Origin of the sequence: Mucilaginibacter inviolabilis, assembly GCF_011089895.1 — a bacterium.
Classification (GTDB): domain Bacteria; phylum Bacteroidota; class Bacteroidia; order Sphingobacteriales; family Sphingobacteriaceae; genus Mucilaginibacter; species Mucilaginibacter inviolabilis.
The window spans coordinates 141,947-157,202 of sequence record NZ_JAANAT010000006.1; the positions used below are offsets into that span (position 1 = coordinate 141,947).

Below are 15,256 nucleotides of genomic sequence, written 5' to 3' on the forward strand. Positions count from 1 at the left end.
TTACAATACCTCCGGTGCTAATGATACAATTTTCATAAATTGTTTCTCACGCAGTTCCCTTGCAACAGGGCCAAAGATACGGGTACCTCTCGGCTCGTCCTGGTTATTTAACAATACAGCTGCGTTATCGTCGAAACGGATGTATGAACCATCTTTTCTGCGGATCTCTTTTTTGGTGCGTACTACTACGGCTTTTGATACAGTACCTTTTTTCACGTTACCTGAAGGCAAAGCGCTTTTTACAGTTACTACTATCTTATCGCCGATTGATGCGTACCTTTTACCAGTACCGCCCAATACACGGATCACTAAAACTTCTTTAGCTCCGCTGTTATCGGCTACGTTTAATCTTGATTCCTGTTGTACCATCTTATTTAGCCCTTTCTATAATTTGAACTAATCTCCAGTTTTTGCTTTTGCTCAACGGACGTGTTTCCATAATCAATACGGTATCACCAATACCACAGGTATTTGTCTCATCATGAGCCATGAATTTGGTAGTTTTCTTTACGAATTTACCGTAGATAGGGTGTTTCACTTTACGTTCCACAGCTACTACGATTGATTTTTGCATTTTATTGCTAACTACCAAACCGGTACGTGTTTTTCTTAAATTTCTTTCCATTTTTCTGAACGCTTAAAAAATTAATTGTTTTCAGAAGTTGACGCAGCTTGACGCTTTGTTAATTCAGTATTTAACCGAGCAATGTCCTTGCGTACTTTTGTTATACGTGTTGGATTCTCAATAGCTGATACTGCATGGGCAAATTTAAGTTTGGTAAGGTTTGTTCTCTCCTCGCCTATTCTTGCAACCAATTCTTCAGTTGATAGCTCCAAAATTTCTGAGTTCTTCATTTTCTTTTGTTATTTGTTGTTGTTCGCAGTTTCAACGCTGTATTGTTTTTTTGATGGGTGAATGTTCGGCATCTAACATCACAACATGAAAACTTTACAACTTTTCAACTAACTTTCCGTTTATGCTTCTACGTAATCCCTACGTACTATAAATCTGGTTTGTACCGGAAGTTTTTGTGCTGCAAGGCGTAAGGCCTCTTTAGCAACGTCCAATGGTACACCTTCGGCTTCAAAAATGATCCTTCCGGGGCGTACTACCGCAACCCAGTATTCTGGAGCACCTTTACCTTTACCCATACGTACCTCTGCTGGTTTTTTAGTTACCGGTTTGTCAGGGAAAATCCTGATCCACACCTGGCCTTCACGTTTCATAAAACGTGTTACAGCGATACGCGCAGCCTCGATCTGGCGGCTGGTAATCCAGGCCGCTTCGAGTGATTTTATACCGAAAGATCCGAATGAAAGTTCTGCACCACGGGTGGCTAAACCTTTCATCCTGCCTTTTTGCATCTTTCTGAACTTCGTTCTTTTTGGCTGTAGCATTTTCTTAAGCTTTTATATCGTTACGATATCTTTCTCTACTTTAATTATTATCTCTTTCCTGGGCCACCCGGACGGTTGCCGCCTTGGCCACCTGGACGGTTACCACCTTGACCACCACCACGGTTGTTGTTTCCACCACCACGGCGGTCACCACCTGGTTTTCTGTCGCCTCTGCGCTCGCCGCCACGTTCGCCACCGCGTTGGTTGTCACGTCCGCCGAATGCCGGAGCACCGTCTGGACGACCACCTTTACCGCTGCTGCTGCTTGTGCCGCCGATGTTTGGAGACAAGTCACGTTTTCCGTAAACTTCGCCTTTGCAGATCCATACTTTAACACCTATTTTACCATAAGTAGTTAAGGCTTCTGCCAGTGCGTAGTCAATATCAGCACGGAAAGTGTGCAAAGGAATTCTTCCTTCTTTGTATTGTTCGCTACGTGCCATCTCGGCACCGCCTAACCGGCCTGATGTCATGATCTTGATACCTTCAGCACCCATTCTCATGGTTGAAGCGATGGTAGTTTTCATGGCACGGCGGAAAGAGATACGTGCTTCCAGTTGTTTTGCGATACCTTCTGCCACTAATTGTGCATCAAGCTCAGGGCGTTTGATCTCGAAAATGTTGATCTGAACTTCCTTTTTGGTAAGTTTTTTCAACTCTTCTTTGATCTTGTCAACTTCCTGACCACCTTTACCAATCACGATACCCGGACGGGCAGTGTGAATAGTTACAGTGATGCGTTTTAATGTACGTTCGATAACCACTTTGGATACCCCACCTTTAGCAATACGAGCTGAAAGGTATTTGCGGATTTTTTCGTCTTCAACTAATTTGTCGGAGTAGTTGTTGCCACCGAACCAATTAGAATCCCATCCTCTGATGATTCCTAATCTGTTACCTATTGGATGTGCTTTCTGTCCCATTTCAAATTAATTATTATCGTTTTTACTATCCACTATAAGGGTTACATGGTTTGAGCGTTTGCGGATACGGTATCCTCTTCCTTGCGGAGCAGGGCGTAACCTTTTCAGTTGACGGCCACCGCCTACTGAAACTTCTTTTACATAAAGAGCGCTATCTTCAACACGTTTGCCTTCGTTTTTTGCTTCCCAGTTTTTGATGGCTGATAACAAAAGTTTCTCTACACGAATAGCAGCTTCTTTGTTTGTATATTTTAATATGTACAACGCTTTTTCAACGTTCTCGCCACGGATAAGATCAACTACCAAGCGCATTTTGCGTGGTGAAGTTGGACAGTCCTGTAGTTTAGCAACCGAAGCACCGCCAACTATAGCTTTTGCTGCTTCTTTTTGTTGCCTGATCAATACAGACTTTTTAATTTTTGTTGTTGCTTCCATTGCCTGTTATTTTTTCTTTTCTGCGTGACCGCGGAATGTACGGGTTGGAGCAAATTCTCCCAACTTGTGACCAACCATGTTTTCTGTTACGTACACCGGTATAAATTTATTACCGTTGTGTACTGCGAATGTATGACCAACGAAATCAGGAGAGATCATGGAACGACGTGACCATGTTTTTACAACTGATTTTTTGCTTGATTCATTCAAGGTAAGAACTTTTCTTTCCAGGTTATGATCAATATAAGGTCCTTTTTTAATTGAACGTGCCATTATTTTTTCCTTCTTTCAATGATATAACGATCCGACCCTTTTTTCTTATCACGGGTTTTGTAGCCTTTAGCTAATAAACCTTTACGTGAGCGTGGATGACCACCTGAGGCTCTACCCTCACCACCACCCATAGGGTGATCTACCGGGTTCATGGCTACACCACGAACTCTTGGTCTGCGGCCCAACCAACGGTTACGGCCAGCTTTACCCAACACTGCATTTGCTTTCTCGCCGTTTGAAACGGTACCGATAGTTGCCAAACAAGTTGACAGTATCATACGTGTTTCGCCTGAAGGCAATTTGATGATAGCATATTTACCATCGCGAGCTGAAAGCTGAGCATAAGTACCGGCGCTGCGGGCAATAACACCACCCTGGCCTGGGTTTAACTCAATGTTGTGAATGATAGAACCTAACGGGATGTTTTTCAAAGGCATGGTATTACCAACCTCTGGAGCAGCGCCCTCGCCAGATACAACTACCGTACCAACTGTTAAGCCTTCCGGAGCGATCATATATCGTTTCTCGCCATCTGCAAAGTGTAGCAGAGCTATACGTGCAGAACGGTTTGGATCATATTCAATAGTGGCAACTTTTGCCGGGATATCAAACTTATTACGTTTGAAATCAATTAACCTGTATGCTTGTTTATGGCCACCACCCAGGTAGCGCATAGTCATTTTACCGCTTTTATTACGGCCACCCGATCTTTTGTTAGCTCCTACAACCAACGATTTTTCAGGAACGTTTGTTGTAATATCTGAGTTAGATACGTCAACTCGGAAGCGGGTACCCGGAGTAACCGGTTTAAATCTCTTTACTGCCATGTCTTAATTATATATTGCTGTAAAAATCAATTGTTTCACCGTCCTTCAACGTAATGATCGCTTTCTTATAAGTAGCTGAGCGGCCTTGTACGGCGCCTGCCTTAGTGTTGCGAGTTTTAAGTTTGCCGACGTATTTCATGGTGTTTACCGCCGTAACGTTTACACCATACATTGCCTCAATGGCGCCTTTAATCTGAATTTTGTTTGCTCTGTGATCAACTTTGAAAGCATAACGGTTAAGTTTCTCGGTTAATTGAGTTACTTTTTCAGTAAGTAGGGGTTTCTTTAAAATTTCCATAATTACTTAGCTAATGCTTCCTCCAAAGTTTTAACAGCACCTGTAGTTAATAACAGTTTGCCAGCATTTAACACATCATAAGTGTTTAACTGCTCAACCGAAATAACTTTTGATTTTTTCAGGTTTCTGCTTGATAAATACACATTGTTATTATCAGCGGCTGCAATTACCAATAATGTTTTATCGTTGGTAACATTCAGATCAGCCTCCAGTTTAAGGTAGTTTTTAGTTTTGATGCTATCAAAGCTAAAATCTTCTAAAACCAGGATATTGTTATCTTTTGCTTTGTATGATAAAGCCGATTTACGTGCCAGTGATTTCAGTTTCTTGTTTAATTTGAAGCTGTAATCGCGTGGTTGCGGACCGAATACGCGGCCACCACCGTTAAACAACGGAGATTTTACGCTACCTGCACGGGCACCACCTGTACCTTTTTGTTTATATAATTTGCGGGTTGAACCTGCAATTTCGTTACGCTGTTTTGCTTTGTGTGTACCCTGACGCTGGTTAGCTAAAAACTGCTTAACATCAAGATAGATCGCGTGATCGTTGGGTTCAATGCCGAATACCGACTCAGGAAGCTGCACCTTGGCACCTGTTTCTTTACCTGATACGTTTAATACGTTAACTTCCATCTTATTTATCAACTATTACGAATGAACCCTTAGCTCCTGGGATGGAACCTTTAACAACTAACAGATTCTGCTCCGCATAAACTTTCACAACTTGTAAGTTCTGAACTTTAACACGGCCGTTTCCGGTTTGACCCGCCATACGCATACCTTTAAATACGCGAGATGGCCATGATGACGCACCCAAAGAACCCGGCGCACGTAAACGATTGTGCTGACCGTGAGTTTGCATACCCACACCACCAAAACCGTGACGTTTTACCACACCCTGAAAACCTTTACCTTTGGAGGTACCAACCACATCCACAAAATCTCCCGCAGCGAAAATCTCTACAGTAACAGTGTCACCTAAGTTTTTTTCGTCTTCGAAAGTTTTGAATTCAACAAGTTTACGCTTTGGAGCAGTACCTGCTTTTTGGAAGTGACCTTTTAAAGGCGCAGAAGTGTTTTTTTCCTTTTTGTCGCCATATGCCAGCTGTACAGCAGCATACCCGTCTGTATCTACAGACCTAACTTGTGTTACCACGCAAGGGCCAGCTTCGATTACTGTGCAGGGAATATTCTTCCCTGTTTCGTCGAAAATGCTGGTCATTCCTACTTTTTTACCAATAATTCCTGACATTTCTTTAATTTGTTTGTGCCCATCGAAGCAGTAGGGCTTCGTTCAAGGCATATTATTTTCCCCTTAAGGGACGGCAAAGATAGGAATTTTGTATTAACTCTCAAATAGTTAGTGAATTATTTTTTAATATTTTTCCACAAACCTTTTTAACAAGAGCTTTGCAGGTATTTGACTGGCGTCTAAGGTATTTAATAAACGGTGCGAAAATATGATTTCTAACGCTTACACAGAAATGATAAAAAACATATCTCAAAAGATTCCTAAAATCGAAATTCTCCCATTTCAATTTTTTAAAATCAGGCTTTATAATAATCAATTGTAAAGCTAAGATTAACTATAAATACCTCATTCAGCTCAACCAGCAGGCATTTTGCGCTATATATTATATATTGATACCGGGAAACTGCTTTTAAATAGGTGTAGATTATTTGGCTAAAGCCATCTTTGCTTTCATCCTTGTCCGTCTCATAAATATTTACGTTAGCCCACACTTAATCCTTCAACAGGAGGCACCTATGGAGCCAAAAAACGTACGCTTTTAGAACTATAAACACGTGGCCCGCTGGGGCCGGCAATGCTTTATTCCATAATCAGTATACCTGAAATGTCATTCGGCCTCAGAGAGGCCTCCTGTTTATAGATAAAATTAAAGAAATTTGGACTCCAGCGGAGTCTCCTAACCATGAACTTGCTTTCTGAATGCTGTTTAGCTTACATTTTGTGCGTTAATTTAAACCTGAATGATACGGGAATGAATGTTAACCATTGATACTATTTGCCATAAAAATTGTTTCATTGCCGTTTGGCTTCAGCCAACGGTTAAATTCAAATACTAAAAAGGCTTTAGCCAAAATCTTTTCAGGAAAAACACCTTAAAACATTTTCCCGCCTAATAACACGCTAACTTCCTGCAATTCAACATTCTTTTGTTAAATTGAGCTTTCCTTAAAAACTATACTGATCATGAAAGCTTTTACCACCATTATTGCTATCGCGCTCTTCAGCTCCCTCCTTTTTAGCTGTAAACCGGAATCCAAACCACATAATCGTATAGACAAAGCGAGCCGCGCCGATAAAAACGGTTGGATATACCTGCACCTGGAAGGCTCGCCGGCCAATATGGGTTATCAGCACGGATACCTATTATATAAGGAGATAGATACCATGCTTAAAGTAATGGCCTACTACCTGCCCTACAGCAGTAAAAAAGACTGGGCCTTTTACCGTAGTGCGTCGGCCAGGTTTTTATGGAAAAAGATAGATAAGGAATACCAGGACGAAATACGCGGTATAGCCGAAGGCCTGCAAGCCCACGGCCTTAAATATGATACGTTAGACATTACCGCCCTGAACGCCAACATTGAATTGGCTCAATATTATGTACCCGGCCTCATGAACAAGATAAAACCCGGCAGCGGCGATAACAAAGCCCCCGGCAATTGCAGCGCCTTCATCGCTACCGGCCGGTATACTAAAGATGGTAAGATTGTGATTGGTCATAATAACTGGACCGACTATATTATAGGAGAACGCTGGAACGTGATAGCCGATGTGGTACCCGAAAAAGGCAACCATATATTAATGGACTGTGCGCCGGGCTATATTCACAGCGGCGATGACTTTGTGATCACCAGCAACGGCATACTCATTACCGAAACCACCATTACCGGCTTTAAGGGATTTGATACCACACGCACACCCGAGTTTGTACGCGCCCGCAAAGCCGCGCAATACAGCAAAAATATTGATGACGTGATCAGGATTATGAGTACGGATAATAATGGCGGCTATGCCAACGACTGGCTCATCGGCGATACCAAAACCAACGAGGTAGCTAAACTCGAACTCGGCTTAAAAACGGTAAAAGTATGGCGATCGAAAGATACAGCGATGATCGGCTCCAATTTTCCGAGTGATCCGGCGCTCATCAAAACAGAAACCACTTTTGATGTGAACGACAAAACCACTTCGCCAAATGCCCGCAAGCTGCGGATGGAAAAACTGGTATGCCTGGATTATAAAGGCAAGCTCGATGCCGAAACAGGCAAGACTATTGAGGGCGATACCTTTGACGCCCTGCAAAGTAAAAATGCCTATAATCGCTGTATTATAGACGGTCACATAGATCAGGACCCTAAAGGCTGTCCCGAGTGGAGCGAAGGCCCCTACTTCCCGATGGGCGCGGTACAGGGTAAAGTAACTACTGCTGCCCTGGCCGGCAAAATGCAGTTATGGGCACACATGGGTCACCCTGGAGGAACGGACTTCCTGGCTGCTCCTTTCTTTAAACAACATCCCGAATATAATTACCAGGCCAAATATCTGCGGGATATGAAAGCTTACCCATGGACATTGTTTGCGGCAAAGTAAGCGACTGTCACGCTGAGACATACTCCCGCAGTCGCTCGGCTCCAGCCGAGTGACAACTATTTGCAGGCCTCTGGCCTGCGAGTTTAAGGCTTCCGTTTTCAACATCGGCCGGAGGCCGGGTGATATCCGTCACTCGGCTGGAGCCGAGCGACGGCGGAGAAATCTTCTGCGACATACAATGAGGCTCTGTCAACAGAAGAAGATTTCTCCTCGTACCTCGTTCGAAATGACATGTCTCTGCTGATACTATAAAAAAAGTGACCATTTAACGAAAGAAAATATCCGATAACCATCTGAAATACAATTTCAAACGTTTGTGTTGTGATTTACTTCCGGAAACGAGATTTTATAAAACTTTATGGACAAAATCACGAAGACTGACATTACTCAGCCATCACCTAAGTATTTGAAAATTATTCGATTATCGATCATTCCTGCTCCGGATACCTACATGGCTTTATTGAAATACGTTTTAGCACCGTTTTAAGCGATGTACCTGCTTGTAAAATATTATTCTGCCGATACCGTATATCATCATATAAAATTACCTACCGGTTAAATTTTTAACAAACGTTTGCGTAACCTTTAAATAGTTGATTAACTACCCATTTCATAATTTAAGTTAAAATTAACCGACAAAATTTTAACAAACCTTTACATTATGAAAAAAAACCAATTACACTACCTGGTGTGCCTGATGCTGCTTGTATTATTTTCCTGTAAAAAGGATGCACAAAAGAATTTAGCCGCCAACGGAGCCACCGGCGCTAAAACACAATCGCTTGGCGGCACATCGCTCCGGGTTTCTATGGGCGGTAATGCTTTCGTTACTACCCTGGCCTCGGGCGGTGTGGAAACCGTAACCTCTACCACATTAGCTAACTGGACTAACCCTAACAGTATTTTCTCGGCCTATTTCCGTTTAGGCAACACTGGCTCCTTAACCGTACAGGTAAAAGCCAAAGTTGCATCGGGCAGCAGCGTCATTAAACTTACTGTTAACGGGGTACCCTTTAACGTATCTATGACAGGCTCGGCCTTTACCACCTATAATGTAGGTACGGTAAATATTACAAGTCCGGGTTATGTAAAAGTAGATTTTCAGGGGGTGAGCAAAACCGGCGGCTATTATGCCGATGTATCCGACCTCATCATCAGCGGACCTGTGGTTGCCTCCAATGTGCAGTATGCCAATGATTCTACCAACTTCTACTGGTCGCGCAGAGGACCTTCGGTTCACTTAGGCTATACCGCCCCGGCCAATTCACAATGGTTTTATAATGAAGTTACTGTACCTGTTGGTCAGGATCCGGTTGGTTCTTATTTTATGGCCAATGGCTTTAGCCAGGGATATTTTGGCATGCAGGTAAATTCCTCATCAGAGCGCCGCATCTTATTTTCGGTATGGAACCCCACCGGCGGTACCACAACCAGCACCAGGGCGGGTACCGGTGTTGTAGTACAAACCTTTAGTGGTGAAGGCGAAGGCGGCCAGGCTTACCTTGATTATAACTGGGTTGCCGGTACTACCTATAAATTTTTAACCGAAGCCGTGCCCGATGCATCGGGCAATACTACCTTTTCATCCTGGTTTTATGCGCCCGAGGTTGGCTCGTGGAAATTCATTACATCGTGGTTAAGGCCATCTACCAATACTTACCTAACCGGTCTGTACTCTTTTGTAGAGAACTTTACAGATACCAACGGTTACCTGGGCCGTAAAGGAAATTTTGGGAACCAATGGGTAATGAGCTCAACCGGAACCTGGACCGAATTAACCAGCGCTTATTTTGATGGCGACGCTACTGCCAACAACCAGCAAAGAATGGATTATGGCGGTGGTCTTTCCGGCAGCAGCTTCTATTTACAAAATGGGGGGTTCTTTGCTAATTACGTAACACTTAATCAAACATTTACCCGCACAGCAACGGGCACGCCACCAAGCATCAATTTTACCACATTACCATAGTTTGTAACCTCAGGGACCTCCGCAAGAAGCTCTGAAGGGACATTCATTTAATAAGATAAAGGCCGCGCTGTTTTGCAGCGTGGCCTTTATCTTACATAAAAGTCAGCCTTAAGCTTTGAGCCTTCTGTTTTCAGCTTTCAACTAAACCTCTTTCCAGTCCTCTTCGTTACTGGTACTCCAGGATTTCAAATCGTTAACGGGTTGGGGTAAGCGGCCAAAAAGCCAATCTTTCAGATCATCGGGCGTAAAATCGGCATCTTCACTTTCAATGATCCAGGAAAGAAATTCATCCGGTCCGCCGTTGATATAAGGGGGCGGCGAAACAGGGTAAAACACGGTAGGCAGCCGCTCCTCCAGGGATACATAGTTAACCACATGGCCAATTTCCTGTACCACCTGCCAGGCATAGCTGTGTTTAATGTCGATGTTAAACTTAATCCACCACAAGCCGTTTTCAAATATACCGCTGCCAAAAACATTAACAGCAGGAACCTCCTGCAGGTAATTAACCAAAGCCGAAAATTTCTCGCCCTTCATCAGCTTTATTTTTTGATGACGATGACGTTACCAGTAGCGTAAGCAACAGGCGCATTCTTGTTTATCTGTACCTTATCTAAATAGGAAGTGGTACTACATGGCGTTGTAGTAGTAGCAAATATGCTGATCAGGGTATCTGTTTTCAGACTTTTTATTTTAATATAACAGGTATCCGGCCTCATGGGATTAGAAACAACATAAACAAAATGCGATCCGGTGGGCAGGTCTTCTTTCAGCGGTGGAGAAATAGAATCTAATTGACCCGTACTGTTTCTGAATACAATTTTAATATCCGTTAAAGCATACGGGGGATTCTGTGAGAAAAAGAGATCTTTCCCGCTGGTTTTATCAACCAATTGAAATTTAATAGCCTGCACTGGCAATATAAGTGGCACAGGAGGGCAAATGACTTTTGCCTTATTCTTTGAACAGGACACGACGGTCAATAAAACAAATAAACCGACGACGTAACGGCACAGGTTTTTCATAAAAAAATTGGTTATGATAGAGGTATTATATATTAGGATTATATAACATTACGTAGTCTATCTATCCATACGCTACAGGCGGATAATTTATTTTATAGAAATATATGCCGGGGAATAGATTTTGTAAAAAGGTATTGCGCCGGATATTGCGTATATTTGTATAAAACAGCCCGGTTTTTCTGATGCATCAGAAAAACCGGGCTGTTTAGTTAAGAGCAAACAAGGCCAAAAACCGACCGATTTCTTAGTAGTTATTTGACAATCAGAAAATTAATACTTTTTAAACCTTTCAAAACACATCTAAAATTTGTTAAAAAATGTTAAAACAGATGGTTTTGAATGAATTTTGAGCAATTTCTGAGCGGTTTTCACCCTGTTTTTGCGTCGAAAAGTGTTAAAATAAAACTTTAAAAAGTTTTTATGTTTACTCCATCATCAATCTTCTGATGAGTTCGGCACTTTGCTTTTTGCCTTCTTCCAGCCGGCCGACAAAAAAGGATTGCACATCGTTAAAATGCTTTTTATAGCCTTCCATATCACCATAACCTATGATGGACGACCACTCCCGTACCGCCGAGTGAAATTCCAGATCGTCGCCGCGGATAGTTTTATCGTATAAGGCCGTTTCGATAGATTCTTCCAGTAATTCTTCGTTCTTGAACAGGTATTCGGCAATACCCAAACGCAGGCGGAAAGGTGGGGTTTGGCAAATAAGATTGTCATAAGGGTTTACACCCAGGTGGTACCAGGCATCAACCATACTCAATATACTTAAATGTGAGTTTGGTTTCTGCTGCTCGGGCTTTTGGGATAGGGAAAATTCCTTCATCACGGTATCATTCAGCATGATAGGCTTGCGGCTTTCATGAAAAACAAAGTCGCGGGCGCGGTACAATCGATCTCTGAAAGCTTGAGCTTCTTCCTTGATCATCAACTTAAACAGCTCCGATTCAGACTCGGCATAACGTTTAACCTGCTGCTTGGCGTAAGGGTTTAAAATGGCTAATCCGGCGTATACGTGGGCTTTATAACTAAATATGCGCAGAGTAGTGAGTATTTTTACATTGTCGATCCCGCCTATATAGGAGGCGTTTTCCCAGGGAAAGAACCCAGCTGATTTCCATGCGGTACCCATGCTTTCAAAGCCTACATGTGTTACAGCCTGCGTATCGGCTACAATTTTATCATGCTCGTGGTAGTCTGTAATTTCCACAATCTGACTGCCGATGGCATTAAAAAGATCATACATCCGTTGGTAAGCCTCCGGTGTGGTACGGTGTGGTATCAGGATCAATGTTTGACCTGCCGGTTCAAATCCGGGGCCATGCATACCATGAAAGGTAATTATCTGCACATCGGCAGGCAGGTATTTTTCAAAAAGAGCTATCTCCGGATGCTTCACAGATGTTTGGCCGGCCACAATAGCCCCATACTTGGTTAGCGGACCGCACTCTGCCACAACCTGCTCCATCTTATCGGCCTCAACCGAGTAAATGATCAGGTCGTTGGTACGTGCCACATCTTTACCGCTATCCATTATGTTTATTTTATATGGCGCCAGTTCAGCTTCCAATCTGTCGCGATTTTCGGGTAAATCGCATCCACAAACTGTGTAGCCCGCTTTTGCAAAAGCTTTGGCATATAAGCGTCCCATGTCGCCTAAACCAATAATACCTATATTCATGCCGCTAATATAACCATGAGTAGCAAAATTACGTATGAAACCTTACATTAGCCCCTACAAACCTTCAGGATATCACAATAAAAAAAATAAATATCCTAATTTGTTAACATAGGATTTCTAATTTTACATCTAATGAGCAAGCATTTTTTATTTAGTATCTGTGTTTTAATCGTCGTTTTTTTAAGCCATATTAACCCGGGATTCGCCCAGGATTCCCTTAAAAAAACAAGCGTACCAAAGCCTGTTGTACCGAAGCCGGCCTTTGCAAAACCGGCCGGTGTAAAACCTGCAGTGCCTGCTAATCCTTCGGCCTACAGATATGCTCAGCCAAAAGCAACTGCAGCCGATTCGGCATTGGAAAAAGACAAATCACTTAACGGTCAGTATAAATATCTGATCAGTAAACTATATCATTATCAGGAGCCACTGGCATCGGCTCTTTGGAAAAACATGCGCGATACCCTGAATATCGAAAGACGTAAACTGGCCGAGGCTCAATCAAAACTTGCCGCACAAACTAAAGACATCAACAGTCTTAAAACTGATGTAACCACCAAAGACCAGACACTTTCTGAATCAAACGCCAAGCGCGATGAAATAAGCCTGCTGGGCATCTCGCTCACTAAATCTTCTTATAATTTATTAATGTGGGGTTTGGTTATTGCCTTTGGTGTTATTGCTACTATTGTTATTGCCCGCTCGGGTGCGCATAGCCGCGAGGCCAAATACCGTATAAAACTATATGAAGAGCTTGATGAGGAGTACAAAACCTACAAATCAAAAGCTAACGAAAAAGAAAAGAAACTGGCCCGTGAACTACAAACAGAACGCAATAAGCTGGATGAATTGTTAGGCCGGGGATAGTCTTATTTCGGAATCCGGATGTTCGATTTTTCACCATTACTTGTTTTTAATGGTGTTCAAGAGGTCTTCGACGTTTCGGATTTAATAATTCATCTTAACCTTTTATTTTGTCATCCTGAGAAACGAAGGATCTATTTATCGTTAGGCGAGATAGATGCAGAATAGATACTTCGCTGCGCTCAGTATGACAATTAGTATCAAATTGCTCTAATGAATAACAACACCCTTTTATCCCTCATTACCCAGTTAAGATCTGTTGCCGATACAGGCTTGCTTTACGCCAAAAACGAGTATGATATAGAGCGGTACACCGAATTACGGCACATTAGTACGCAGATGCTCGATCAGGTTTCGGGTTATGGAGAAGAAACCATCAATATACATTTTCCGCAAGCTACTGATTATCCTACAGCTAAAGTTGATGTGAGAGGTATCCTGCTCTCTCCTGATAATAAAATACTGCTGGCCCGCGAAAGCACCGACGGTAAATGGTCGTTACCCGGTGGTTGGGGCGATATAGGCTACAGCCCGAAAGAAGTGATCATTAAAGAATTCCAGGAAGAAACCGGACTCGATATTATACCTGAAAGATTGCTGGCCGTATTTGACAAAAAAATGCATCCTCATCCGCCCCAGCCATTCTATGTATATAAGATGGTTTTCTATTGCAAAGCCCTGTCATCTACTCTCAATAAAGGATTTGATGTACTCGATGTACAATATTTTGACATTGACCAACTGCCTGAACTATCGGAAGATCGTATACTTAAAAGCCAGATAGAGCTATTATACCAAAACATCGTATCGGGCAATATGACTGTTTACGTAGATTGATATTTTTATCAACTGAAAGCTGCCTGGCATGGAATAAGACTTACGAAGTTTTAAAAACTTCGTAAGTCTGCATACTGCTTACTGCAGCGTTTTACCGGTATTGGGTAAACTTGGCAATGAGCGTTTATCTGCAGGCAAGGCCATAAATTTCTTATAAGAGTCGTTTATATATACTGTAAGCGATTCGCCATTGTTGTTTTTCAGAAAGGCGTAAGTTGGGCGATACAGGGTCATAAAATTTTCCAGATCCTGGCCGCGTAATGGCACCAGGCTTTCTACATAAGTAACATTGAATACTTCGTCAACATGACGTTCTTCCTCTTCATGCTTAAAGTATTTTTTCAGGCGGCGTGCATCACGGGCATCCTTACTAAACCAGGATGATGGCGACAGCGGATACACCTTACTGCGGGTATAAACCTCCGGATATTCTTTATGCGCATCAAACGATTGCCGGGTTGAGGTAACATTAACCTGGTGCAGGCTGATTGTTTTGGTCACCATCTCTACTCTTTTTGGAGCATGATTGGTTACATACAAAGTATCGGATATATAACCTGGCGAATCAAATATCAGGGTATGACCCGTTTCGGTATTTATTTCGAAATTACCTTTATCATCGGTAATGGTTATTTGTCTTTTGTTATTATCGTCCCTTATGAAAACATTTGGCATCCGGTTGTTTTTACCGGCTTCATAAACAGTGCCTTTCAAAACACTTTGAGCGTTCACGGTACCCGCAATAAAAAGGGCTGAAAATATTATAAAGTATTTAGGTTTCATATGTAGATCAATTAAGCTGTAAATTAAACCTATTTTTTCCAATAATGGTTTTGGATTTAACACTTTTAGGCATGTTTTAACAATTAATGACAAAATAGTGAGTTCAGGTTGACCGAAATTCGCTTTAAGCCATCGCTCGTTTATCCGATACAAAAAAAGCATGGGATATGTGTGATTCCCTCCCTGGCGAGGGTAATAGCCCATGATTAGACATAGTACGTCAATAATATCACAAAAAGGGGGCTGTCACCCTGAGCACCGTCGAAGGGTAGAGCGCAGAGGCCTGCCCACCATGCTTCGACGGTGCTCAGCATGACAG

Annotated in this window: 19 protein-coding genes; 4 read left to right on the plus strand and 15 right to left on the minus strand. The window is 42.5% G+C overall.

What is annotated here, in order from left to right:
• The 11 genes from rplN to rplC form a co-directional block, all read right to left on the minus strand.
• A complete protein-coding gene (rplN, locus tag G7092_RS29610) occupies window positions 1–369 on the minus strand; it encodes a 50S ribosomal protein L14 (protein ID WP_073405786.1) in 369 nt (122 codons plus the stop codon).
• A 1-nt stretch (window position 370) separates the two neighbouring features.
• Complete coding sequence (gene rpsQ, locus G7092_RS29615) at window positions 371–625, minus strand: 30S ribosomal protein S17 (RefSeq protein WP_090462782.1); 255 nt, start codon at window positions 623–625, stop codon at window positions 371–373.
• A gap of 20 nt (window positions 626–645) precedes the next feature.
• Window positions 646–855 carry a 50S ribosomal protein L29 gene (gene rpmC, locus G7092_RS29620; RefSeq protein WP_166095875.1) on the minus strand — a complete coding sequence of 70 codons (210 nt, stop codon included), beginning with the start codon at window positions 853–855 and terminating at the stop codon, window positions 646–648.
• A gap of 120 nt (window positions 856–975) precedes the next feature.
• Window positions 976–1,398: a 50S ribosomal protein L16 gene (rplP, locus tag G7092_RS29625; RefSeq protein ID WP_076377413.1), complete on the minus strand. Its 423-nt coding sequence runs from the start codon at window positions 1,396–1,398 to the stop codon at window positions 976–978.
• Between the two features lie 47 nt (window positions 1,399–1,445).
• Window positions 1,446–2,321: a 30S ribosomal protein S3 gene (rpsC, locus tag G7092_RS29630; protein ID WP_090462776.1), complete on the minus strand. Its 876-nt coding sequence runs from the start codon at window positions 2,319–2,321 to the stop codon at window positions 1,446–1,448.
• Window positions 2,322–2,327: 6 nt separating this feature from the next.
• Entirely contained in the window at window positions 2,328–2,756 is a 429-nt protein-coding gene (gene rplV, locus G7092_RS29635) for a 50S ribosomal protein L22 (RefSeq protein WP_166095877.1), read from the minus strand.
• A 6-nt stretch (window positions 2,757–2,762) separates the two neighbouring features.
• A complete protein-coding gene (gene rpsS / locus G7092_RS29640; RefSeq protein WP_076377419.1) occupies window positions 2,763–3,029 on the minus strand; it encodes a 30S ribosomal protein S19 in 267 nt (88 codons plus the stop codon).
• Entirely contained in the window at window positions 3,029–3,856 is an 828-nt protein-coding gene (rplB, locus tag G7092_RS29645) for a 50S ribosomal protein L2 (RefSeq protein WP_166095879.1), read from the minus strand. The genes rpsS and rplB overlap by 1 nt, the downstream gene beginning before the upstream one ends.
• A 7-nt stretch (window positions 3,857–3,863) precedes the next feature.
• The gene (gene rplW, locus G7092_RS29650) at window positions 3,864–4,154 is read right to left on the minus strand and encodes a 50S ribosomal protein L23 (RefSeq protein ID WP_166095882.1); all 291 of its coding nucleotides are present in this window, start codon (window positions 4,152–4,154) and stop codon (window positions 3,864–3,866) included.
• A gap of 2 nt (window positions 4,155–4,156) precedes the next feature.
• The gene (rplD, locus tag G7092_RS29655; protein WP_166095884.1) at window positions 4,157–4,789 is read right to left on the minus strand and encodes a 50S ribosomal protein L4; all 633 of its coding nucleotides are present in this window, start codon (window positions 4,787–4,789) and stop codon (window positions 4,157–4,159) included.
• A 1-nt stretch (window position 4,790) separates the two neighbouring features.
• The gene (gene rplC / locus G7092_RS29660; protein ID WP_166095886.1) at window positions 4,791–5,408 is read right to left on the minus strand and encodes a 50S ribosomal protein L3; all 618 of its coding nucleotides are present in this window, start codon (window positions 5,406–5,408) and stop codon (window positions 4,791–4,793) included.
• Window positions 5,409–6,371: 963 nt separating this feature from the next.
• Between rplC and G7092_RS29665 the strand changes: the two genes are divergently transcribed.
• Both G7092_RS29665 and G7092_RS29670 read left to right on the plus strand, forming a co-directional pair.
• Window positions 6,372–7,778 (plus strand): C45 family autoproteolytic acyltransferase/hydrolase, encoded by a 1,407-nt coding sequence (locus G7092_RS29665; protein ID WP_166095889.1) that lies wholly within the window; start codon window positions 6,372–6,374, stop codon window positions 7,776–7,778.
• A gap of 661 nt (window positions 7,779–8,439) precedes the next feature.
• Window positions 8,440–9,747: a DUF3472 domain-containing protein gene (locus G7092_RS29670; RefSeq protein ID WP_166095891.1), complete on the plus strand. Its 1,308-nt coding sequence runs from the start codon at window positions 8,440–8,442 to the stop codon at window positions 9,745–9,747.
• Window positions 9,748–9,888: 141 nt separating this feature from the next.
• Here G7092_RS29670 and G7092_RS29675 read toward each other — a convergent pair whose 3' ends face one another.
• The 3 genes from G7092_RS29675 to G7092_RS29685 form a co-directional block, all read right to left on the minus strand.
• On the minus strand, window positions 9,889–10,284 hold the full coding sequence (locus tag G7092_RS29675; protein WP_166095893.1) for a hypothetical protein: 396 nt from the start codon (window positions 10,282–10,284) through the stop codon (window positions 9,889–9,891).
• 5 nt (window positions 10,285–10,289) lie between these two features.
• A complete protein-coding gene (locus G7092_RS29680; protein WP_166095896.1) occupies window positions 10,290–10,772 on the minus strand; it encodes a hypothetical protein in 483 nt (160 codons plus the stop codon).
• 424 nt (window positions 10,773–11,196) lie between these two features.
• Window positions 11,197–12,456: a prephenate dehydrogenase gene (locus G7092_RS29685; protein ID WP_166095898.1), complete on the minus strand. Its 1,260-nt coding sequence runs from the start codon at window positions 12,454–12,456 to the stop codon at window positions 11,197–11,199.
• Between the two features lie 132 nt (window positions 12,457–12,588).
• Between G7092_RS29685 and G7092_RS29690 the strand changes: the two genes are divergently transcribed.
• Both G7092_RS29690 and G7092_RS29695 read left to right on the plus strand, forming a co-directional pair.
• The gene (locus G7092_RS29690) at window positions 12,589–13,320 is read left to right on the plus strand and encodes a hypothetical protein (RefSeq protein WP_166095900.1); all 732 of its coding nucleotides are present in this window, start codon (window positions 12,589–12,591) and stop codon (window positions 13,318–13,320) included.
• A 210-nt stretch (window positions 13,321–13,530) separates the two neighbouring features.
• Window positions 13,531–14,154, plus strand: a complete 624-nt coding sequence (locus G7092_RS29695; protein ID WP_166095903.1) for an NUDIX hydrolase — start codon at window positions 13,531–13,533, stop codon at window positions 14,152–14,154.
• Window positions 14,155–14,232: 78 nt separating this feature from the next.
• On the opposite strand, the gene G7092_RS29700 is transcribed toward G7092_RS29695, so the two are convergent.
• The gene (locus G7092_RS29700) at window positions 14,233–14,937 is read right to left on the minus strand and encodes a carboxypeptidase-like regulatory domain-containing protein (RefSeq protein WP_166095905.1); all 705 of its coding nucleotides are present in this window, start codon (window positions 14,935–14,937) and stop codon (window positions 14,233–14,235) included.
• Window positions 14,938–15,256 lie beyond the last annotated feature (319 nt).